The sequence below is a fragment of the Rubrivivax albus genome (genome assembly GCF_004016515.1).
Taxonomy (GTDB): domain Bacteria; phylum Pseudomonadota; class Gammaproteobacteria; order Burkholderiales; family Burkholderiaceae_C; genus Rubrivivax; species Rubrivivax albus.
In genome coordinates this window covers 990,404-1,010,494 of record NZ_SACT01000001.1, presented here as the reverse complement: position 1 = coordinate 1,010,494, position 20,091 = coordinate 990,404, and the positions used below count along the sequence as shown (strand labels likewise).

Annotated in this window: 17 protein-coding genes; 4 read left to right on the top strand and 13 right to left on the bottom strand. The window is 69.6% G+C overall.

Going from position 1 to position 20,091, the window contains the following annotated elements; translation table 11 throughout:
- Positions 1-70: 70 nt before the first annotated feature.
- Positions 71-1,063 carry an RluA family pseudouridine synthase gene (locus ENE75_RS04725; RefSeq protein ID WP_128196086.1) on the bottom strand — a complete coding sequence of 331 codons (993 nt, stop codon included), beginning with the start codon at positions 1,061-1,063 and terminating at the stop codon, positions 71-73.
- A gap of 43 nt (positions 1,064-1,106) precedes the next feature.
- On the opposite strand from ENE75_RS04725, the gene ENE75_RS04720 reads away from it, so the two are divergent.
- The gene (locus ENE75_RS04720; RefSeq protein ID WP_128196084.1) at positions 1,107-1,913 is read left to right on the top strand and encodes an outer membrane protein assembly factor BamD; all 807 of its coding nucleotides are present in this window, start codon (positions 1,107-1,109) and stop codon (positions 1,911-1,913) included.
- A gap of 36 nt (positions 1,914-1,949) precedes the next feature.
- Here ENE75_RS04720 and yoaA read toward each other — a convergent pair whose 3' ends face one another.
- Positions 1,950-3,935, bottom strand: a complete 1,986-nt coding sequence (gene yoaA, locus ENE75_RS04715; RefSeq protein WP_128196082.1) for a DNA repair helicase YoaA — start codon at positions 3,933-3,935, stop codon at positions 1,950-1,952.
- 2 nt (positions 3,936-3,937) lie between these two features.
- A complete protein-coding gene (locus ENE75_RS04710) occupies positions 3,938-4,141 on the bottom strand; it encodes a YdcH family protein (RefSeq protein ID WP_128196080.1) in 204 nt (67 codons plus the stop codon).
- A gap of 39 nt (positions 4,142-4,180) precedes the next feature.
- On the opposite strand from ENE75_RS04710, the gene ENE75_RS04705 reads away from it, so the two are divergent.
- Positions 4,181-4,945, top strand: a complete 765-nt coding sequence (locus tag ENE75_RS04705) for a PP2C family protein-serine/threonine phosphatase (protein WP_128196078.1) — start codon at positions 4,181-4,183, stop codon at positions 4,943-4,945.
- Here ENE75_RS04705 and zapE read toward each other — a convergent pair whose 3' ends face one another.
- From zapE to ENE75_RS04680, 5 genes are read right to left on the bottom strand one after another with little or no spacing between them, the layout of a single operon-like run.
- Positions 4,946-6,043 (bottom strand): cell division protein ZapE, encoded by a 1,098-nt coding sequence (zapE, locus tag ENE75_RS04700; protein WP_128196076.1) that lies wholly within the window; start codon positions 6,041-6,043, stop codon positions 4,946-4,948. It abuts the gene before it with no gap.
- Positions 6,044-6,056: 13 nt separating this feature from the next.
- The gene (gene lpdA / locus ENE75_RS04695) at positions 6,057-7,475 is read right to left on the bottom strand and encodes a dihydrolipoyl dehydrogenase (RefSeq protein ID WP_128196074.1); all 1,419 of its coding nucleotides are present in this window, start codon (positions 7,473-7,475) and stop codon (positions 6,057-6,059) included.
- Positions 7,476-7,488: 13 nt separating this feature from the next.
- Positions 7,489-7,800, bottom strand: coding sequence for a PspC domain-containing protein (locus ENE75_RS04690; protein ID WP_128196071.1), 312 nt, complete (start codon positions 7,798-7,800; stop codon positions 7,489-7,491).
- Positions 7,801-7,825: 25 nt separating this feature from the next.
- Positions 7,826-9,091, bottom strand: coding sequence for a 2-oxoglutarate dehydrogenase complex dihydrolipoyllysine-residue succinyltransferase (gene odhB, locus ENE75_RS04685; RefSeq protein WP_128196069.1), 1,266 nt, complete (start codon positions 9,089-9,091; stop codon positions 7,826-7,828).
- A 28-nt stretch (positions 9,092-9,119) separates the two neighbouring features.
- The gene (locus tag ENE75_RS04680; RefSeq protein ID WP_128196067.1) at positions 9,120-11,978 is read right to left on the bottom strand and encodes a 2-oxoglutarate dehydrogenase E1 component; all 2,859 of its coding nucleotides are present in this window, start codon (positions 11,976-11,978) and stop codon (positions 9,120-9,122) included.
- Positions 11,979-12,272: 294 nt separating this feature from the next.
- Between ENE75_RS04680 and ENE75_RS04675 the strand changes: the two genes are divergently transcribed.
- Together ENE75_RS04675 and ENE75_RS04670 are read left to right on the top strand one after the other, a co-directional pair.
- Positions 12,273-12,560: a hypothetical protein gene (locus tag ENE75_RS04675; RefSeq protein WP_375138463.1), complete on the top strand. Its 288-nt coding sequence runs from the start codon at positions 12,273-12,275 to the stop codon at positions 12,558-12,560.
- Between the two features lie 118 nt (positions 12,561-12,678).
- Positions 12,679-14,259 (top strand): ABC transporter substrate-binding protein, encoded by a 1,581-nt coding sequence (locus ENE75_RS04670; protein WP_128196063.1) that lies wholly within the window; start codon positions 12,679-12,681, stop codon positions 14,257-14,259.
- A 74-nt stretch (positions 14,260-14,333) separates the two neighbouring features.
- On the opposite strand, the gene ENE75_RS04665 is transcribed toward ENE75_RS04670, so the two are convergent.
- The 5 genes from ENE75_RS04665 to ENE75_RS04645 all read right to left on the bottom strand — a co-directional run bounded on the left by ENE75_RS04665 (position 14,334) and on the right by ENE75_RS04645 (position 20,087).
- Positions 14,334-15,587, bottom strand: a complete 1,254-nt coding sequence (locus ENE75_RS04665; protein WP_128196061.1) for a metal-dependent hydrolase family protein — start codon at positions 15,585-15,587, stop codon at positions 14,334-14,336.
- Between the two features lie 14 nt (positions 15,588-15,601).
- Positions 15,602-16,561 (bottom strand): NAD(P)H-dependent flavin oxidoreductase, encoded by a 960-nt coding sequence (locus ENE75_RS04660; RefSeq protein WP_199232212.1) that lies wholly within the window; start codon positions 16,559-16,561, stop codon positions 15,602-15,604.
- On the bottom strand, positions 16,561-18,336 hold the full coding sequence (locus ENE75_RS04655; protein ID WP_128196057.1) for an acyl-CoA dehydrogenase: 1,776 nt from the start codon (positions 18,334-18,336) through the stop codon (positions 16,561-16,563). The genes ENE75_RS04660 and ENE75_RS04655 overlap by 1 nt, the downstream gene beginning before the upstream one ends.
- A 69-nt stretch (positions 18,337-18,405) precedes the next feature.
- Entirely contained in the window at positions 18,406-19,338 is a 933-nt protein-coding gene (locus ENE75_RS04650) for an electron transfer flavoprotein subunit alpha/FixB family protein (RefSeq protein ID WP_128196055.1), read from the bottom strand.
- A complete protein-coding gene (locus tag ENE75_RS04645) occupies positions 19,338-20,087 on the bottom strand; it encodes an electron transfer flavoprotein subunit beta/FixA family protein (RefSeq protein WP_128196053.1) in 750 nt (249 codons plus the stop codon). Before ENE75_RS04645 ends, ENE75_RS04650 begins: the two co-directional genes overlap by 1 nt.
- Positions 20,088-20,091: the final 4 nt, after the last annotated feature.

The following is a 20,091-nucleotide window of genomic DNA, read 5'->3' as shown; positions in this document are numbered from 1 at the left end:
CGCGCGCCGGCGTCTGGCCTGGCCGCGCGGGCCGGCGGACGCTGCCAGCCGGATCACCGCATCTTCAGGATCAGGATTCTAACGGCATGCGGCCCGCCACGGCCAGCCAGCCCGCTTCGAAGTCCAGCGGCGGTTCGCACGACACCGACACCTCGGTGGCGTCCACCGGATGCGGCAGCACCAGTCGCCAGGCGTGCAAGGCCTGCCGCTGCAGGCCCAGCGCCGGTCGACCGCCGTACAGCGCGTCGGCCACCAACGGGTGCCCCCGGTGCGCAAGATGGACGCGGATCTGGTGCGTGCGCCCCGTGTGCAGCGCGCAGCGCACTGCACTGATCCCGTCGCGCACGGCCACGCGGTGCACGTCGGTGCGGGCTGACTTGCCGCCGGCCACCACCGCCATGCGCAGGCGCGACGCCGGATCGCGGGCGATCGGCGCGTCCACGCTGAAGTGTGCGTCGGCCAGGGCGCCATGCGCCAGTGCCAGGTAACGCCGCTGCACGCGGCGCTCGGCGATCGCACGCGACAGCGCCGTCACCGCCTCCAGGGTCTTGCCCACCACCATCACGCCCGAGGTGTCCTTGTCCAGCCGATGCACGATGCCGGCGCGCGGCAGCCTGGCCGCACCGGGGTGGCGCGCCAGCAGGCCGTTGAGCAGGGTGCCCGACCAGTGGCCGGCCGCTGGATGCACGACCAGGCCGGCAGGCTTGTCCAGCACCAGCAGATGGTCGTCCTCCCACAGCGCCCGGATCGCCATCGCCTGCGGGTGGAAGGCCCGGCTTTCCTCGGTCGGCACGAGCTGCACCGACAGCGCCTGGCCCACCCGGAGCTTGCGTGAGGCCACACTGGCCACCCGGCCGTCCACCATCACGTGCCCGCGCTCGACCAGGGTCTGCAGCCAGGTGCGGGAGAACTCCGGCACGCGGGCTGCCAGCACCTTGTCCAGGCGTTGGCCATGTTCCCCGGGCTCGACCGGCGCGGCGCGCGTCTCGAAGACCTCGCCGGGCTCGTCGTCGGCACCCGGGCTGGTCACGGGGCCTGCTGCAGGGGGCGACCTATACTCCATGACTGCATTGTCCGCGAGCGCCAGCCGGCGCCCTGCCCTGCCCATGAGTCTCCGGTTTCCCCTGCGCGCCCGTGCCCTCGGCACCGTGCTGGCCTGTGCCCTGTTCGTTGCCGGCTGCGGCAATGCGCCCAAGCGGCCGGAGGACCAGACCGCCGAGGATGCCTACGCCGAGGCCCGCGCCGACCTCGAGAACGGCGCCTACGACGCCGCCATCCGCAACCTGGCACGGGTGGAAGCGCTGGGGGGAGGCACGCTGATCTCGCAGCAGGCGCTGCTCGACAAGGCCTACGCGCAGTGGCGTGCCGGCGAGCGCGAGGAAGCGGTGGCCACGCTGGACCGCTTCATCAAGTTCCACCCATCCAGCCCGGCCTATGACTACGCGTTGTACCTGCGCGGGCTGGTCAACTTCAACGACGACCTCGGGCTGCTGGGCAAGGTCTCGCGCCAGGACCTGTCGGAGCGCGACCAGCAGGCCTCCCGCGACTCGTACCAGTCCTTCAAGCTGCTGACCGAGCAGTTCCCGGACTCGAAGTACACCCCGGATGCCCGCATCCGCATGGCCTACATCGTCAATGCGCTGGCCAGCCACGAGGTGCACGTGGCGCGCTACTACTACCGGCGTGGCGCCTTCCTGGCCGCCGCCAACCGCGCCCAGCGGGCCGTCAGCGACTACCAGAACGCGCCCGCGGCCGAGGAGGCGCTTTACATCCTGGCACGCAGCTACGACCGGCTGGGCCTGGACGAACTGCGCGACGGTGCCGACCGGGTGCTGAAGCTGAACTTCCCCGACAGCCGCTTCCTGCGCGACGGCCTGCTGGCGCCCGACCGCGCCTGGTGGCAGTTCTGGTAGCCACTCCCGGCCCGAGCCTGACCCTGCAACCGACTTTCAGCCAGTGCGCTCGATGCCGCTGCGCTGGGACAGCGCCGCCAACCAGTCCCGCGCCTGTGCCTCGTCATCGATGACGCCCATCGGCGGCAGTGCCGCCAGAAGCCGGGCGCCATAGCGGGCACCACGCAACCGCGGGTCGCACAGCACCAGCAGGCCGTGGTCGGCCTCGGTGCGGATCAGTCGCCCGGCGCCCTGCTTCAGGGCCACCGCCGCCTCGGCCACGAAGTAGGCATCGAACGGATCCTGGCCCTCGGCCTTCAGCTGGCGCACCCGGGCCTCGACCAGCGGATCGTTCGGCGGCGGGAACGGCAGCTTGTCGATCAGCACGCACTGCAGCGCGTCGCCGGGCATGTCGATGCCTTCCCAGAAGCTGTGCGAGCCCACCAGCAGCCGGCCGTGACCATCGCCGAAGCGCTGCAGCAGCGAGCGCCGGGGTTCGCTGCCCTGCACCAGCACCTCCACCGCGCCACCGTGGCGCTCCAGCCAGGCCCGGGCGGCGTCGGCGATCAGCGGCAGCACGCGCAGCGTGGTGGTCAGCACGAAGCAGCGGCCCTGCAGCCGGTGGGCGATGCGCGCCGCCAGCGTGCCCACGGCGGCCGGATGGCCGGCGTCGGCGGGCTGCGGCATGCGCTGCGGCACCCACAGCCGGGCCTGCGCCGGGTAGTCGAACGGGCTGCCCACGCGCAGGTGGGCCGCGTCCTCCAGCCCGGTGCTGCGCGTGAACCACGCGAAGTCGTCACCGTCGCCCAGCGTGGCCGAGGTGAAGACCCAGGCCTTCGGCGCCTTCTGCCGTTGCTCGGTCAGCATGGCGCGGATGTCCAGCGGCGACTCCACCAGCCGCGCCTGGTGCGTGCTCAGGTCCACCCAGCGCACGTGGCCCATGGGCAGGTCCGCGTTGAACCGGGCCGTCAGGCCGGCCAGCTCGCGGCATCGCTGGGCCAGGCGGTCGAAGTCGGCCGCAGCGCCCTCCACCGCATCGGCCGCCGCAGCCGCGGCCTCGGCGGCCTGCGCCACCGCCGCCAGGGGTTCGTGCAGCGCGTCCTCGCTGGCACATTCGTCGAAGCGCAGCTTGAGCGTGCCACGGATGTCATTGCGCCCGCCGGCGCAGGCGAGGCGCAGGTCGCGTGCGGCCTTGTCCAGCGTGCCGCTCAGGCCCTGCCAGTCCTGCAGGCCGCGGGCGTGCTGCAGGCCGGCGGCCAGCAGGTCGCGCGCGACGTCGATCACCTGGCCGGTGCCCAGGTTGTGGCCCAGGAACTGCACACCGGCCTCGACGAGCTGGTGAGCCTCGTCGAACACCGCCACGTCCACCGTCGGCAGCAGTTCGGCCACGCCACTGTCGCGCAGGGCGAGGTCGGCGAAGAACAGGTGGTGGTTGACGACGACCAGGTCGGCCGCCATGGCCTCGCGGCGCGCGGCCACCACGTGGCAGCGGGCAAAGTCGGGACAGTCGCTGCCCAGGCAGTTGTCGCGTGTGGAGCTGACCAGCGGGATCACCGGCGATCGCTCGTCCAGGCCCTCGACCTCCGCCAGGTCGCCGGTGCGCGTGGCCGTGGCCCAGGCTTCCACCCGGGCCAGCTGGCGCACGGCCCAGCGGTCGGGCAGTTGCGCGGTCAGCCGCGCCTGGGCCAGCCGGTGGAGGCACAGGTAGCTCGAGCGACCCTTGAGCAGCGCCAGCGTCACCGGCACGCCCAATGCGTCGCGCAGCCGCGGCAGGTCGCGCAGGAAAAGCTGATCCTGCAGGCTCTTCGTGGCGGTACTGACCAGCGCACGCGCGCCCGACAGCAGCAAGGGCACCAGGTAGGCGAAGGTCTTGCCGACACCGGTGCCGGCCTCGGCGACGAGGGAACTGCGTGCCTCGACGGCCTGGCCCACGGCATCGGCCAGCCGGTTCTGTGCCTCGCGCGGCCGGAACCCGGGCTCGCGCCGCGCCAGCGCGCCACCGGCCGCGAAGGTCTCGGCCACCTGCTGCCTGAGCCCGCTCATGCTCAGGCCGGCTCGGGCGGGTCGAGCTGGTCTTCCAGCCTGGCGATCTCGTCGCGCAGCGCCAGCCGGCGCTTCTTCAGCCGTCGCAGGGCCAGGTCGTCGATGGCGGGATCGGCGGCGCCATGGTCGATCAGGCTGTCGAGGTCAGCGTGCTCGATGCGCAGTTCGATCAGCCGACGTTGCGGCGAATGCAGGTTCTGTTCCATGGCCGGCGCATGCGTGCACCGAGTTTATAGTCGCGCACGATGACCGTGCCCCCGTTCCGACTCACCGCCGCCACCGGCATCCACCGCGGCGACCGCGCCTACCAGCAGGACCAGGTGGAGATCCTGATGCACAGCCGCGTGGCTGGCTGCGCGCTGGCGGTGCTGGCCGACGGCATGGGCGGCAAGAGCGGTGGCCGCAAGGCGGCCGACCAGGTGCTGCTGACAGCGCGCCAGCTGTTCGACCGCTTCGTCCCGGGCAAGGACGAAGCGCCCGAGTTGCTCAAGGCGCTGGTGGACGAGTCGCACCTGATGATCAAGCTGACGGCGATCACGGCCGAGGAGGAACCGCACAGCACGGTGGCCGCCTTCCTCGTCACGCCCGACCTGCACTGCGACGTCGTGCACGCCGGGGATTCCCGCGTGTACCACTTCCGTGGCGCCGAAATGGCCGGCCGCACCAGCGACCATTCCTTCGTGCAGAAGCTGGTCGACGAAGGCAAGATCACAGAAGAGCAGGCCAACACGCACCCGCAGTCCAACCTGCTCACCGGCTGCCTGGGCACGCACCAGGAGCCGCCGCACACGCCCTGGCGCCTGGGCGCGCTGCAGCCCGGCGACGCACTGGTGGCCTGCAGCGATGGTCTGTGGCACTATTTCACGCCCAAGGAGATGGGCGCGATCGTCAACACCCTGCCGCCGCGCGAGGCCTGCGAGATGCTGGTGACCAAGGCGCGGCAGCGGGCGCGTGGCGGCGGCGACAACCTGTCGCTGGCGCTGGTGCGCATCGACGCACTGCGGGCCTGATCAGGTCAGGCGCGTGTCCACCTCGCGCCGGTCCAGGCCGAGGTATTCCGCCGACTGCATCTCCTGCAGCCGCGACACGGTGCGCGGGAACTCGTGGGCCAGTGGGCCTTCGGTGTAGAGCTGCTCGGCCGGCACCGCGGCCGACAGGATGAGCTTCACGCGCCGGTCGTAGAGCACGTCCACCAGCCACGTGAAGCGCCGTGCCTCGCTGGCCAGCCGCGGTGGCATCTGCGGCACGCCCGACAGCAGCACGGTGTGGAAGCGCGACGCGATCTCGAGGTAGTCGTTCTGCGACCGCGGCCCGCCGCACAGGGTAGCGAAGTCGAACCACACGACCCCACCGGCGCGCCGGAGCGAGCGCAGCTGGCGGTGCTCGATGTGCAGCACCGGGTCCTCGTCGCGCGCCTCGGCCAGTTCCGCGAACGCCTGCGCCATCGCGGCGTCGGCCTCTTCGCCCAGCGGGCAGTGGTAGAGCTGCACCTGCTCCAGCGTGCGCTGCCGGTAGTCGGTGCCGGCATCGACGTTGATGACCTCCAGGTGCTGCTTCAGCAATGCAATGGCCGGCAGGATGCGGTCGCGGTGCAGCCCGTTGGGGTAGAGGCCGTCGGGCTCGAAGTTCGACGTGGTGACGATGCTGACCCGGTGCGCGAACATCGACTCGAGCAGCCGGTACAGGATCATCGCGTCGGTCACGTCGGCGACGTGGAACTCGTCGAAGCAGATCAGCCGGAAGCGCCGCGCGATGCGCTCGCCCAGCACCTTCAGCGGGTCGGCCGTGCCCTTGAGCTCCTGCAGCTCACGGTGCACCTCGCGCATGAACTCGTGGAAGTGCAGCCGCGTCTTGCGCTGCAACGGCACGGCCTGGAAGAAGCAGTCCATCAGGAAGCTCTTGCCGCGGCCGACGCCGCCCCACATGTAGACGCCGCGCGGGATCGGCGGGCGCACCAGCAGTTTGGTCAGCGCGTTGCGCCGGCGCGCCTTGTAGTCGGCCCACTCGCGCTCGCAGCGCTCCAGCGCCGTGATGGCGCGCAGCTGCGCCTCGTCGGCGCGGTAGCCGCGCTCGGCAAGGGTCTGCTCGTAGAGCTGGCGGACGCCCAAGGGGGCCGCCGAGTCAGAAGTTCAGCGTGCGCTTGTCGACGGCGAGCGCGGCTTCCTTCGTCGACTCCGACAGCGACGGATGCGCGTGGCAGATGCGCGCGATGTCCTCGGCGCTGGCGCGGAAGGCCATGGCCACGCAGGCCTCGGCGATCAGCTCGCTGGCCATCGGGCCGACGATGTGCACGCCCAGGATCTCGTCAGTCTTGGCATCGGCCAGGAACTTGACCATGCCGGTGGTGTCGCCCAGCGCCCGCGCACGGCCATTGGCCAGGAACGGGAAGGTGCCGGCCTTGTAGGCGCGGCCGGCGGCCTTGAGCTGCTGCTCGGTCTGACCGACCCAGGCGATCTCCGGGCTGGTGTAGATGACCCAGGGGATCAGGTTGAAGTCCACGTGGCCATGCTGGCCGGCGATGCGCTCGGCCACCGCCACGCCTTCCTCCTCGGCCTTGTGCGCCAGCATCGGGCCCCGCACCACGTCGCCCACGGCCCAGATGCCCGGCACGCTGCTGCGGCAGTCGGCATCGACGAGGATGGCACCGCGCTCGTCGAGCTTCAGGCCCACGGCCTCGGGGTTCAGGCCCGCGGTGTTGGGCACGCGGCCGATGGAGACGATGAGCTTGTCGACCTCCAGCGTCTGCGCCTCGCCCTTGGCGTTGGTCCACGCCACGCTGACGCCCTTCCTGGACGTCTTGATCTCGCCGACCTTGACGCCAAGCTCGATCTTCAGGCCCTGCTTGACGAAGGCCTTCTGCGCCTCGCGCGCGATCTGCTCGTCCACCGCGCCCAGGAAGGTGGGCAGGCCCTCGAGCACCGTGACCTCGGCGCCCAGGCGGCGCCACACCGAGCCCATCTCCAGGCCGATGACGCCGGCGCCGATCAGGCCCAGCTTCTTCGGCACAGCGCCGATGCGCAGGGCACCGTCGTTGCTGAGCACCTTGTCCTCGTCGAACGGCACGCCGGGCAGCGCTCGCGCGCTGGAGCCGGTGGCCACCACCACCTGCTTGCCGGTGAGCACCTGCTCGCCCACCTGCACCTGCCAAGCGTCGGCCGTGCCGCCGACGAAGCTGCCGGTGCCGTGGAAGAAGGTGACCTTGTTCTTCTTGAAGAGGTAGAGGATGCCGTCGTTGTTCTGCTTCACGACGTCGTCCTTGCGGCCGATCATCTTGGCCACGTCCAGGCTCAGGCCCTTGACGCCGATGCCGTGGTCGCCAAAGTGCTTGGCCGCGTGTTCGTAGTGCTCACTGGACTGCAGCAGGGCCTTGCTCGGAATGCAGCCCACGTTGGTGCAGGTGCCGCCGGGGGCCGGGCCGCCGGTGGCGTTCTTCCACTCGTCGATGCAGGCCGTCTTCAGGCCGAGCTGGGCGGCGCGGATGGCGGCGATGTAGCCGCCGGGGCCGGCACCGATCACGATGACGTCGAATTGCTGGGACATGTCGGGGTCTTCTTCAGTTCGTGGCGCCTTCGTCGGGGACGAAGATCCACAGCAGGATGTAAAGCAGGATGCCGGTGCCGCCGAACAGGGCCAGCCCGGTCACCAGCAGCCGCCAGATCCAGGTGTCCACGCCGGTGAGCACGGCAACGCCGCCGCAGACGCCGCCGAGCCAGCGGTCGCTGCGGCTGCGCCGCAGCTTGTTGAACGCCGGCACCGGCGGGTCGCCCTGCAGCACACGGGCCTTGGCGCGTTCGAACTCGCTGTCGTTGAGCGTGCCCGCGGCGCGCAGCGCCTGCAGGCGTTCGAGGTCGTCGGCAATGCCCATGGCCTGCTCCTTCGGGTGGTGCGGGTCAGATGTCGAACAGCAGTCGCGCCGGGTCTTCCAGCGCTTCCTTCATCGTCACCAGGCCCAGCACGGCCTCGCGGCCGTCGATGATGCGGTGGTCGTAGCTCATCGCCAGGTAGTTGATCGGGCGCACGACGACCTGCCCGTCCTCCACCACGGCACGGTCCTTGGTGGCGTGCACGCCCAGGATCGCACTCTGCGGCGGGTTGATGATGGGCGTGCTGAGCATCGAGCCGAAGACGCCGCCGTTGCTGATCGAGAAGGTGCCGCCCGACAGTTCGTCGAGCGACAGCTTGCCGTCCTTGGCCTTCTGGCCGAACTCGGCGATCTTCTTCTCGATGTCGGCGAAGCTCATCTGGTCGGCGTCGCGCAGGATGGGCACGACCAGGCCGCGCGGCGAACCCACCGCGATGCCGATGTCGAAGTAGCCGTGGTAAACGATGTCGGTGCCGTCGACACTGGCGTTGAGCACCGGGTACTTCTTCAGCGCTGCGACCGCGGCCTTGACGAAGAAGCTCATGAAGCCGAGCTTGACCCCATGCTCCTTCTCGAACTTCTCCTGGAACTTCTTGCGCATGGCCATCACCGGCGCCATGTTGACCTCGTTGAACGTGGTCAGGATGGCATTGCTGGACTGCGACTGCAGCAGGCGCTCGGCCACGCGGGCGCGCAGGCGCGACATCGGCACGCGCTGCTCCGGGCGGTCCCCGAGCTTCATGCTCAGCGGTGCAGCCACCTGCGGAAGCGCCGGCGTGCTGACCGGTGCGGCCACCTGCGGCGCGGCCTTGGGCGCACTGCTGCCTGCGGCCACGGCCCCGAGCACATCACCCTTGGTGATGCGGCCATCCTTGCCCGTGCCAGTGACGGCCCCGGGCGCCACCTTGTGGTCGGCCATCAGCTTGGCCGCGGCGGGCATGGCGACGCCGGCCTTCGAGCCGCCGGCCGCAGTTGCGGCCGCCACGGGTGCCGTGGCAGGCGCGGCTGCAGACGCTTCTGCGGCCGGCGCCGGTGCGGCGGCACCAGCCGTGGCCTCGGTGTCGATCTGCGCGATCGGCTGGTCGCTGACGACGCTGCCGCCGTCCTCCACCAGCAACTGGCTCAGCACGCCAGCGGCCGGCGCGGGGACTTCCAGCACGACCTTGTCGGTCTCGATCTCGATCAGGATCTCGTCCATCGCCACGGCTTCGCCGGGCTTCTTCTTCCACTGCAGCAGGGTCGCTTCGGCGACCGATTCGGAAAGCTGCGGAACCTTGACTTCTACGATGGCCATCGTTGTTCTTTCGTCGTCGTGTTCGGGGTCACTTGGTCAGCACGTAGCCCTTGAGCTTGCCAAAGGCCTGCTCGATGAGCGCCTTCTGCTGCTCCTGGTGCAGGTGGGCGTAGCCGACCGCGGGTGATGCCGACGCGGCGCGGCCGGCGTAGCCCAGCCGCTGACCCTCGAGCATGTTCTCGTGGATCTGGTGCTGGATGAAGAACCAGGCGCCCTGGTTCTGGGGCTCGTCCTGACACCACACGACATCGGTGGCGTTCGGGTACTTCTTCATTTCCGCCGCAAAGCTCTTGTGCGGGAACGGGTAGAGCTGGGCGATGCGCATGATGGCGACGTCGTCCACGCCCTTCTCGGCCCGCTTGCGTGCGAGGTCGTAGTACACCTTGCCCGAGCACAGGATCACGCGCTTGACCTTGGACGGCACGATGGACGTGTCGACCTCGGGGTTCACGGTCCTGAACTCGCCCTTGGTGAACTCGCTCAGCGGCGAGGTGGCGTCCTTGGCGCGCAGCAGGCTCTTGGGCGTGAGGATGATCAGCGGCTTGCGGAACTGGCGCACCATTTGCCGGCGCAGCAGGTGGAAGATCTGCGCCGCCGACGTCGGCTGGCAGATCTGCATGTTGTTGTCCGCGGCCAGCTGCATGAAGCGCTCCAGGCGCGCCGAGCTGTGCTCCGGGCCCTGGCCTTCGTAGCCGTGCGGCAGCATCAGCGTCAGGCCGTTGGCGCGGCCCCACTTGACCTCGCCGCTGGCGATGAACTGGTCGATCACGACCTGCGCGCCGTTGACGAAGTCGCCGAACTGGGCCTCCCAGATCGTCAGCGTGTTCGGCTCGGCGCTGGCGTAGCCGTACTCGAAACCGAGCACCGCCTCTTCCGACAGCAGCGAGTCGATCACCGTGAAGCGCGCCTGGCCCTCGGCCACATGCTCCAGCGGCACGTAGGTGCCGGTGTCCCAGCGCTCGCGGTTCTGGTCGTGCAGCACGGCGTGGCGGTGGGTGAAGGTGCCGCGGCCGCAGTCCTCGCCGGACAGCCGCACGGCGTAGCCGCTGGCCACCAGCGACGCATAGGCCAGCGTCTCGCCCATGCCCCAGTCGACGTTGATCTCGCCCCGACCCATGGCAGCGCGGTCGGCCAGCACCTTCTCGACCAGCGGGTGCACCTTGAAGTTGTCCGGCACCGTGGTCACGCGCTCGGACAGGCGCTTGATCTCGGCCAGCGGCAGCGCGGTGTCGGCCGCGTCGGTCCACTTCTTGCCGAGGAAGGGCGCCCAGTCGACGGCGAACTTGCTCTTGAAGTTGGTCAGCACCGGGTCCACCGTGTGCCGGCCTTCGTCCATCGCGGCGCGGAAGGCCTTGACCATCTGGTCGGGGCCTTCGGCCGGCAGAACGCCCTGGGCCACCAGCTTATCGCCGTACAGCTTGCGCGTGCCCGGGTGGGCCGCGATCTTCTTGTACATCAGCGGCTGCGTCAGGCTGGGCGTGTCCTGCTCGTTGTGGCCCAGCTTGCGGAAGCAGACGATGTCGACGACCACGTCCTTCTTGAACTGGTGGCGGTAGTCCATGGCCAGCTGCGTGCACAGCACCACGGCCTCGGCATCGTCGCCGTTCACGTGCAGCACCGGGGCGTCGATCATCTTGACCACGTCGGTGCAGTACAGCGACGAGCGCGCGTCGCGCGGGTCGCTGGTGGTGAAGCCGATCTGGTTGTTGATGACGATGTGCACCGTGCCGCCGGTGTAGTAGCCGCGCGTCTGCGACAGCGCCAGCGTCTCCTGCACCACGCCCTGACCGGCGATGGCCGCGTCGCCGTGCACCAGCACCGGCAGCACCTGGGCGCCGGTGGCGTCGCCGCGGCGCTCCATGCGCGCCTTCACCGAACCCTCGACCACCGGGTTGACGATCTCCAGGTGGCTGGGGTTGAAGGCCAGGCTCAGGTGCACCGGGCCGCCGGGGGTGGTGACGTCGCTCGAGAAGCCCTGGTGGTACTTCACGTCACCGGCGGGCAACTGCTCAGGCGCGGTGTGGTCGAACTCGGCGAACAGGTCCTTGGGCATCTTGCCCAGGGTGTTGACGAGCACGTTCAGGCGGCCGCGGTGGGCCATGCCGATGACGATCTCCTGCACACCCTGGCTGCCGGCGCGCTGGATCAGTTCGTCCATCGACGCGATGAAGCTCTCGCCGCCTTCCAGCGAGAAGCGCTTCTGGCCGACGTACTTGGTGTGCAGGTAGCGTTCCAGGCCTTCGGCAGCAGTCAGGCGGTCGAGGATGTGCTTCTTCTGGTCGGCGGTGAACGTGGCCTTGCCACGCACGCTCTCCAGCCGCTCCTGCCACCAGCGCTTTTCCACCGGCTGCGTGATGTGCATGATCTCCGCGCCGATCGTGCCGCAGTAGGTCTCGCGCAGCGACTTCAGGATCTCGCGGAGCGTCATGTGCTCCGCCTTGCTGAAGTAGGTGTTGGTGGCGCTGAACGTGGTGTCCATGTCGGACTCGTTCAGGTCGTAGAACGCCGGCTCCAGCTCGGGGATCTTCGGGCGCTCCAGGCGCTTGAGCGGGTCCAGGTCGGCCCAGCGCGCTCCCAGCGACCGGTACGCGGCGATCAGGCTCTGCACCATCAGCTGCTTGCGCGCGATGACGAGCTCGTCGCCGCTGACGCGGTTGACGAAGGCGTTGGCCTTGGCGCGCTGCGCGAAGGACTGGATCACCGGCAGGTGGGCGACGTCGCGCGCCTCGGTGCCATCGACGGCCGGCACATGCTGCAGGTTGTCGAAGTAGGCCCGCCAGTTGTCAGGGACGCTGCCGGGGTTGTCGAGGTAGGCCTCGTACAACTCCTCCACGTACGGGGCGTTGCCGCCGAACAGGTACGAGTTCGCCCTGTATTGCTCCATCATGTCTCGCTCACCTTTCGCTCCGGGTCTGCCGGGGCTCCGATGGGTTGATCAACCTTCCGCGGCCCCGGCTGCACCGGTTGGCGGATTGCGACCCGCCTTGCCGCAGGTTGCGGGCAAGGGGACGAGGAAGGACCTCTTCTGTCAGGCCCGGACTGTACACCCGTGCCTGCGCGCCGCCCCGAATTGGAGCGCGCGAACCCTTCACATTCGCTGACGGTGCACGCCGCGGCCGGGCAAACTGTCGGCTCGATGCGACAGATGCCGTCCCCTTCCCGAGACCATCCGCCCCGGCGCGTGATTCGTCTGCGCGCGGACGCGCCGGCCAAACCTGTCGAAGGCGCGACCTGCAACGGCTGCGGTGTGTGCTGCGCCTGGGCGCCCTGCCCGGCCGGCATCTGGGTGTCAGGCCGCCGGCAGGGCCGCTGTCGCGCCCTGGCCTGGGACGGCGCACGCTACCGCTGCGGCCTGCTGGCCCAGCCCCGCCGCTTCGTCCGCTGGCTGCCGGCAGCCTGGACACGCCGGGCGGCCGCCCGCTGGATCGCCGCCGGCCAGGGCTGTGACGCGGCATTGTCGACCAGTTGAGCGTCGCAAGGCCGTCGGCAACGCCGGTACACCGCTTGCTTCCCGGGTAGATACGGACCGCGACCACCGGGTTGCGGACCTACGATTCGGTTTTCCCGTTCACCCTGGAGCACTTTCGATGAAGCTGAACGCCCTGCTCGCTGCGGCCGCACTCGCCACCTCGGCACTGGCCGTGAGTGTGCCGGCCACGGCGGCCACCCTGCGCTGGGCCGCGCAGAACGACATCCTGACGCTGGACCCGCATTCGCAGAACCACGCGACGACCAACGCCATCCTGATGCACGCCTACGAGGGCCTGACCCGTTACGGCGTGAACCGCGAGATCGAACCGGCGCTGGCCACCAAGTGGACCATCATGAGCCCCACGCAGGTGCGCTTCGAACTGCGCAAGGGCGTGAAATTCCACGACGGTTCGCCCTTCACCGCCGATGACGTGCTGTTCTCCTTCGACCGCATCCGCCAGCCGCAGGGCACGATGCAGATCTACGTCACCGGCATCTCCGAGATCAAGAAGATCGACAGCCACACGATCGACGTGATCCTGTCGGCGCCGCAGCCCATCCTGCTGCGCAACATCATCGACTTCCGCATCATGAGCAAGGCATGGGCGGAAAAGAACAACACCACGAAGACGCAGGACTACAAGGCCAAGGAAGAGAACTTCGCCTCGCGCAACGTCAACGGCACTGGCCCGTACAGGATCCTGGGCTGGCAGCCGGAGCAGCGCATCCTGATGTCGCGCAACGACGCCTGGTGGGACAAGACCACCGGCAACGTCGACCAGGTCGTCTACACGCCGATCGCCAACCAGGCCACGCGCGTGGCGGCGCTGCTGTCGGGCGAGATCGACATGCTCACCGACCTGCCGACGCAGGACGTGGATCGCCTGCGCCGCTCGCCGGGCCTGAAGGTGCTGGACGGCCCCGAGGTGCGCACCATCTACCTGGCGCCCGACATCGGCAGCCCGGAACTGAAGTTCAGCAACGTCAAGGGCAAGAACCCGTTCGCCGACAAGCGCGTGCGCCAGGCGCTGAGCATGGCCATCGACCGCGAGGCCATCAAGCGCAACATCATGCGCGGCCTGTCGATCCCTGCTGGAGTGATGGTGGCGCCGGGCGTCAACGGCAACTCGCCGGAGGTGGACAAGCCGGTGAAGGTGGATCTGGCCAAGGCCAAGGCGCTGATGACCGAAGCCGGCTACGGCAACGGCTTCACGGTGCAGATGAACTGCCCGAACAACCGCTACGTCAACGACCAGCAGATCTGCCAGGCGGTGTCGGCCATGTGGGCAAAGCTGGGCGTGAAGGTGGACCTCGTGGCCGAGAACATGGCCACCTTCATCCAGAAGGTGCAGAAATTCGACACCTCGCTGTACCTGCTGGGCTGGGGCGTGGCCACCTATGACGCGCAGTACACGCTGCAGTCGCTGGTGCGCACCCGCACCTCGGGCGCCGACGGCAACTTCAACTTCTCGAAGATCAACGACCCCGAGGTGGACAAGCTGGTCGACGCGATGAAGACCGAGGTCGACACTGCCAAGCGCAACGCGATGATCAAGGATGCCCTGGTCCGCACGCGCGACGAGGTGCTGCTGATCCCGCTGCACCACCAGATGCGCCCCTGGGCGATGAAGACCAACGTGACGACCATCCACCGCTCGGACGACCGGCCGGAGGCGCGGTTCACGTCGGTGAAGTGATCGGCCTCGGCTGACGTGCGAAGGGGCCCTGCGGGGCCCCTTTCTCATCGTGGGTCATCGTGGCGGCCGAGGCTTCAGGCGGCCAGCCGGTCCGTGATCACCCGCCCGCCCTGCATCAGCAGCCGGATGCCGGTTTCAGGCGTGGCCAGCATGTCCAGGCCCGTCGCCGGGTCGCCGTCGACGATCAGCAGGTCGGCCAGCGCGCCCGGCGCCAGCACGCCGATGTGGCGTTCCTGCCCCATCAGGCGCGCCGCCGTGAACGTGGCGCTCTGCAGCAGCGCCAGCGGCGCAACGGCCGGCGCCCGCAGCGTGAACTCGCTGTTCTGGCGGGCATGCATGTGGCCCAGCAGGTCGGTGCCGAAGACCACCGGCACACCTTCGGCATACGCGATGCGCACCGCCTCCAGGCCGCGGTCGGCCACGTACTTCAGCTTCTCCAGCATCGCCGGCGACCAGCCCAGGCGCTCGCCCTCGTCGGCCAGCGCGGCGTAGGTGGCCAGCGTGGGCACGAAGTAGGTGCCGTGCGTCTTCATCACGCGTGCGGTGGCTTCGTCGATCAGGTTGCCATGCTCGATGCTGCGCACGCCGGCCTGCACCGCGCGCGTCACCGCCCGGGGCGAATAGGCATGGGCCAGCGCGTAGCGGTTGGCCGCCTCGGCCTCCTCCACCGCCGCGCGCAGTTCCTCCATGCTGAACTGCGTGCCGTCGATCGGGTCGTTGGGGCTGGAAACGCCACCACCGGCCATGATCTTGATCTGGTCCACGCCCTGGCGCACCTGCTCGCGCACCGCGCGCCGCACCTCACCCACGCCGTCGGCGATGGCGCCGGCGATGCCCAGGCCGGCGCAGGCGCAGAACATCGGCTGACGCACCCCCTGCGGCCGCATGTCGGCGTGGCCACCGGTCTGCGAGATGGGCTGGCCGGCGATGAACAGGCGCGGCCCTTCGAACAGGCCACGCGCCACCGCCTCGCGCAGGCCGCGGTCGGCCCCGGCGGCGTCGCGCACGGTGGTGAAGCCGCGACGCAGCATGGCCGACATCAACTGGCCGCTCTCCGCCGCTACCAGCGAGGCCGGCGCCAGCGCCGAGGCCGCCAGGTCGTGCGAGGTGGCCACCACGTGCACGTGGGCGTCGATCAGGCCCGGCAGCACCGCGCGGCCGCCGGCATCGATGCTGCGCGCGACGTCGTCGACCTGCAGCGGCTCGGCCGTGACGTGGACGATGCGGTCGTCCTCGATGACGACGCTGCAGTCGTCGCGGAAGACGGCGGCGGCACTGTCGAACACCCGCGCGTGGCGGATGACCTGGCGGACGGCGGGGCGGCCCATCGTGCGTCTGCCGCTCAGCCGCCGCAGACGCGCGCGCGCGCCTCGCGGTATTCACGCGCCAGCCGCTCGCACATCTCCCGCGCCGGCACCACGGCCTTCACGGCGCCGATGCCTTGCCCGCAGCCCCAGATGTCCTTCCAGGCCTTCTTGGCGCTGTCGCCGCCGCCGAAGTTCATCTTGCTCGGGTCGCTCTCCGGCAGGTTGTCCGGGTCCATGCCGGCGTTGCGGATCGACGGCTTGAGGTAGTTGCCGTGCACGCCGGTGAAGAGGCTGGAGTAGACGATCTCGTCGCTGTTGCTGTCGACGATGCACTGCTTGTAGGCCTCGCTGGCGCGCGCCTCGTCGGTGGCGATGAAGGCGCTGCCGATATAGGCGAAGTCCGCGCCCATGGCCTGCGCCGCCAGCACCGCGCCGCCGGTGGCGATGGAGCCCGACAGCGCCAGCGGGCCGTCGAACCACTCGCGGATCTCCTGGATCAGCGCGAACGGGCTCTTCACGCCCGCGTGGCCGCCGGCGCCGGCGGCCACGGCGATCAGGCCGTCGGCGCCCTTTTCGATGGCCTTGCGCGCGAAGGCGTTGTTGATGATGTCGTGCAGCACCACGCCGCCCCAGGCGTGCACCGCGTCGTTGATGTCGGTGCGCGCGCCCAGGCTGGTGATGACGATGGGCACCTTGTACTTCGCGCAGACCACCATGTCGTGCTCGAGCCGGTCGTTGGTCTTGTGCACGATCTGGTTGATGGCGAACGGCGCGGCCGGGCGGTCCGGGTTCGCCTTGTTCCAGGCCGCGAGGCCTTCGGTGATCTCGGCCAGCCACTCGTCGAGCTGCTCCGCCGGGCGCGCGTTGAGCGCCGGCATCGAGCCGACGACGCCGGCCGTGCACTGCGCGATCACGAGCTTGGGGTTGCTGACGATGAACAGCGGCGAGCCGATGATGGGCAGCGGCAGGTTCTGCAGGACGGGGGGCAAGGGCATCAGAAGGCCTCCAGGGGCATGGACATCACCGCATCGGCACCGGCGACGACGCTGTCGCGCTGGCCGGGCACACGGCTGAGGATGTGGTCGGCGTAGAAGCGCGCGGTGGCGATCTTGGCGCGCATGAATTCGGCGTCCTCGCCGGCGGCGAGCTTGTCCTCGGCCACCATCAGCGCTCGCGCCATCTGCCAGCCGGCCATCAGGTTGCCGGCCAGCATCAGGTAGGGCACCGAACCGGCGTAGACGCCGCCCGGGTTGGCCTTGCCTTCGGCGGCCATCCAGTTCACGACGTCGACGAAGGCCTCTCGCGCCGCGCGCAGGCGCAGCAGCATGCCGCGGGCGGCCACGCTGTCGCGCTTCGCGAGTTCCGCCTCGGTGGCCTCGATCTGGCCGGCGATGGCCCTGGCGGCAGCTCCGCCATCGCGCACCGTCTTGCGGCCCACCAGGTCGTTGGCCTGGATGGCCGTCGTGCCTTCGTAGATGGTCAGGATCTTGGCGTCGCGGTACATCTGCGCCACGCCGGTTTCCTCGATGAAACCCATGCCACCGTGCACCTGCACGGCCAGGCTGCCGACCTCCAGGCTCATCTCGGTGGAGAAGCCCTTCACCAGCGGCACCATGAACTCGTAGAAGGTCTGGTTCTGCGCACGCGTGGCGGCGTCCGGATGCGCGTGCGCCGCGTCGTAGGCGGCCGCGGCCACGCCGGCCATCGCGCGGCAGCCCTCGGTCAGCGCGCGCATCGTCATCAGCATGCGCTTGACGTCCGGGTGGTGGATGATGCCGCCGCCCGCAGGCGTGGAGCCGTCCACCGCCTTGCCCTGCACACGGTCGCGCGCGTAACCCACGGCCTTCTGGTAGGCCCGCTCGGCCAGCGCCACGCCCTGCATGCCCACGGCATAGCGCGCCGCGTTCATCATCACGAACATGTAGGCCAGGCCCTGGTTCTCCTGGCCCACCAGGTAGCCCACGGCGCCACCGTGGTCACCGTACTGCAGCACGGCCGTGGGGCTGGCCTTGATGCCCAGCTTGTGCTCCAGGCTCACGCAGTGCACGTCGTTGCTGCTGCCGTCAGGCATCACCTTGGGCACGATGAACAGGCTGATGCCCTTCACGCCCTCGGGCGCGCCGGTGACGCGCGCAAGCACCAAGTGGACGATGTTGTCCGCCATGTCGTGCTCGCCGTAGGTGATGAAGATCTTGGTGCCGAAGATGCGGTAGGTGCCGTCGGGCTGCGGCTCGGCCCGGGTGCGCACCGCGGCCAGGTCGCTGCCGGCCTGCGGCTCGGTGAGGTTCATGGTGCCAGTCCACTCGCCGGACACCATCTTCGGGATGTAGGCCTGCTGCTGCTCCGGCGAGCCGGCGGTCAGCAGCGCCTCGATGGCGCCGTCGGTCAGCAGCGGGCAGAGCGCGAAGCTGAGGTTGGCGCTGTTGAGCATCTCGGTGCAGGCAAAACCGATGGTCTTGGGCAGGCCCTGGCCGCCGAAGTCCGCCGGGTGCTGCAGGCCCTGCCAGCCGCCTTCGGCAAAGGCCTTGAAGGCGTCCTTGAAGCCGGGCGTGGTGGTGACCACGCCGTCCTTCAGCGCGGAGGGCTGCTGGTCACCGGTCCAGTTCAGCGGCGCGACCACACCTTCGTTGAACTTCGCGGCCTCTTCCAGCACCGCCTGCGCAGTGTCGGCGCCGGCCTCCTCGAAGCCAGGCAGCTGCGCCACGGCATCGATGCCGGCGAGTTCCTGGATCACGAACATCATGTCCCGCACGGGGGCGCGGTAGGTCATGGGTCTTTCTCCTTCACATGGCACGAGGGCGCCAGGTCTCCCGTGGCGCCCTCGGTGCGGATGGCTCGGTCAGAGCTTCTCGATCAGTTCCGGCACGGCCTGGAACAGGTCGGCCTCGAGGCCGTAGTCGGCCACGCTGAAGATGGGCGCCTCGGGGTCCTTGTTGATCGCGACGATCACCTTCGAGTCCTTCATGCCGGCCAGGTGCTGGATGGCACCGCTGATGCCGCAGGCCACGTAGAGCTGCGGCGCGACGATCTTGCCGGTCTGGCCCACCTGCCAGTCGTTGGGCGCGTAGCCGGCGTCCACCGCGGCGCGGCTGGCGCCGAGCGCGGCACCGAGCTTGTCGGCCAGCGGTGTGAGCACCTCGTTGAACTTCTCGCTGCTGCCCATCGCGCGGCCGCCGCTGACGATGATCTTGGCGGCGGTGAGCTCCGGCCGGTCGAGCTTGGCGATCTCGCTGCCGACGAAGGCGCTGCTGCCGGCGTCGGCCGCCGCGGCCAGGCTCTCGACCGCGGCGCTGCCGCCGCTGGCGGCGGCCGGGTCGAAGGCCGTGGTGCGCACGGTGATCACCTTGATGGCGTCGGCGCTCTTGACCGTGGCGATGGCGTTGCCGGCGTAGATCGGGCGCTCGAAGGTGTCGGCGTCGATGACCTTGGTGGCGTCGCTGACCTGGGCCACGTCCAGCAGCGCGGCCACGCGCGGGGCCACGTTCTTGCCGCCGGCAGTGGCCGGGAACAGGATGTGGCTGTAGTTCTTCGCGATGGCCAGCACCTGCGCGGCCATGTTCTCGGCCAGGCCATGGGCCAGGCCTTCGGCGTCGGCATGCAGCACCTTGGCCACGCCGGCGATCTGCGCGGCGGCCTGTGCGGCGGCACCGGCGTCGTGGCCGGCCACCAGCACGTGCACGTCTCCGCCGCAGGCGGCGGCAGCGCTGACGGTGTTCAGGGTCGCGCCCTTGATCGACGCGTTGTCGTGTTCGGCAATGACAAGGGCAGCCATCAGATCACCTTCGCTTCGTTCTTCAGCTTGTCCACCAGGGTGGCCACGTCGGGCACCTTGATGCCGGCGCCGCGCTTGGGCGGCTCGGCCACGCTCAGCGTGGTGATGCGCGGGGTCACGTCCACACCCAGGTCGGCCGGCTTGAGCACGTCCAGCGGCTTCTTCTTGGCCTTCATGATGTTGGGCAGCGTGACGTAGCGCGGCTCGTTGAGGCGCAGGTCGGTCGTCACCACGGCCGGCAGCGTCAGCGCCACCGTCTCCAGGCCGCCGTCGATCTCGCGCGTGACCTGGGCCTTGCCGCCGTCGACCACCACCTTGCTGGCGAAGGTGCCCTGCGGCCAGCCGGCCAGCGCGGCCAGCATCTGGCCGGTCTGGTTGCAGTCGTCGTCGATGGCCTGCTTGCCCAGGATCACCAGTTGCGGCTGCTCCTTGTCGGCCACGGCCTTGAGCAGCTTGGCCACGGCCAGCGGCTGCAGTTCGACGTCGGTCTCCACCAGGATGGCACGGTCGGCGCCGATGGCCATCGCCGTGCGCAGCGTCTCCTGGCACTGCGTGACGCCGCAGGAGACCGCGATCACCTCGGTGACCACGCCCTTCTCCTTCAGCCGCACGGCCTCCTCGACGGCGATCTCGTCGAAGGGGTTCATGCTCATCTTGACGTTCGCGATGTCGACCCCGCTGCCGTCGGACTTCACGCGAACCTTCACGTTGTAGTCGACGACGCGCTTGACCGGTACCAGCACCTTCATTCGC